Annotated in this window: 2 protein-coding genes; both read left to right on the top strand. The window is 72.8% G+C overall.

The features are described 5' to 3' along the window. On the top strand, nt 1-1,490 hold a 1,490-nt coding region (locus tag FOE67_RS25095), incomplete at its 5' end, for an LCP family protein (protein WP_323385480.1). 51 nt (nt 1,491-1,541) lie between these two features. Further along, nucleotides 1,542-1,641: LytR C-terminal domain-containing protein (locus tag FOE67_RS25090; protein ID WP_323385482.1), on the top strand; the 100-nt coding region annotated here is incomplete at its 3' end.

The following is a 1,641-nucleotide window of genomic DNA, read 5'->3' as shown; positions in this document are numbered from 1 at the left end:
GTCGTGCCCTCCCCGCCGGGGACGGTGCCGAGCCGAACGCCCCCCGCGGGGACGCCCGCACCGGCCGCGCGGCGACCCGCACCGCCGGTCGGGTCCCGGCCCCCCGCCGTTCCACCGACGGTCGCACCGGCGGCGGAGGCGGTCGCCGTCGCGGCAGGCCCCGCAGGAAGCCCCGCTACCTCTTGTGGTCCGCCGGTACGCTCGCCGTCCTGTTGCTCCTGGGCACCGGCGTCCTCGCCTGGCTGTACCACAAGCTCGACGGCAACGTGCAGTCCGCCGACGTGGACGACAAGATCGGCGGCGACCGCCCCGACGACCTCGCCCCCGACGCCGAGACCATCCTCCTGATCGGCTCCGACAGCCGCGAGGGCACCGAGGGCGCCTACGGCGACTTCGACGGCATGAACTCGGACACCATGATGGTCGTCCACATCGCCGAGAACCGGGAGTGGGCCACCGTCGTCTCGCTGCCCCGCGACTCCTGGGTGGAGATCCCCGCCTGCGAACTGGGCAACGGCGAGGTCTCCGAGCCCTACTTCGGCAAGCTCAACTCCGCCTACTCCACCGGCGGCATGGGCGGGGACGTGGAGTACGCCACCGCCTGCGCCATCCGCACCGTCGAGCACAACGCCGGCCTGCGCATGGACCACTTCATCACCATCGACTTCAACGGCTTCAGCGGCATGGTCGACGCCCTGGGCGGCGTGGACATGTGTCTCGACGCGCCCATCGACGACCCCAAGGCGCACCTGAAGCTGGACGCGGGCTGCCAGAGCCTGAGCGGCGAGGAGGCCCTGGGCTACGTCCGCGCCCGCTACAGCCTGGGCGACGGCAGCGACCTGAGCCGCATCAACCGGCAGCAGGAGTTCATGCAGGCCCTCGTCGCGAAGGCCCGCTCCAGCCTCACCAACCCGGCCGCCCTCTACGACTTCATGGGCGCCGTCACCGGGTCGCTGACCACCGACCCCGAACTCGCCGGTCTCCAGCCGCTGCTCTCCCTGGCCACCCAGCTCCAGGACATCCCGCAGGACGCGATCACCTTCATGACCGTCCCCAACTACCCGCGTGAGCTGGACGATCCCACCGACCGGGCCAACGTCGTGTGGCAGTACCCGCACGCCGAACTGGTCTTCACCGCCATGGCGCGCGACGAGCGGCTGACCGAGGAGGAGATGGAGCGGGCCGCCGCCGAGCAGCCGACCATCTCCCCGGTCGACGTCCGGGTGCAGGTGCTCAACGGCTCCGGGGTGGTCGGCCAGGCCGCCGAGGCCGCCGAGGCGCTGCGCGCGGCGGGCTTCCAGGTGCCCTTCACCGGCAACTCCGACCTGGTGGACGGCACGATCATCCGCCACCCCGAGGGTCTGGAGGACCACGCGCGCCTGCTGGCCAAGCGGGTCCCCGGGGCCCGGCTGGAGTCCATGGAGTCCGAGACCCCCGGTGTGCTCACCCTGATCACCGGCCCGGACTTCGCCGGCGTCAACGGCGGCTGAGGCCGGGGTCGGGCCGTCCGGGCCCCGACCATCTCCCCGGTCGACGTCCGGGTGCAGGTGCTCAACGGCTCCGGGGTGGTCGGCCAGGCCGCCGAGGCCGCCGAGGCGCTGCGCGCGGCGGGCTTCCAGGTGCCCTTCACCGGCAACTCCG

The sequence above is a fragment of the Streptomyces calidiresistens genome (assembly GCF_014141525.1).
In the GTDB taxonomy this organism is placed as follows: Bacteria; Actinomycetota; Actinomycetes; order Streptomycetales; family Streptomycetaceae; genus Streptomyces; species Streptomyces calidiresistens.
Note: the sequence above shows the minus strand (reverse complement) of the source record. Positions and strands in the feature narration are given on the sequence as shown.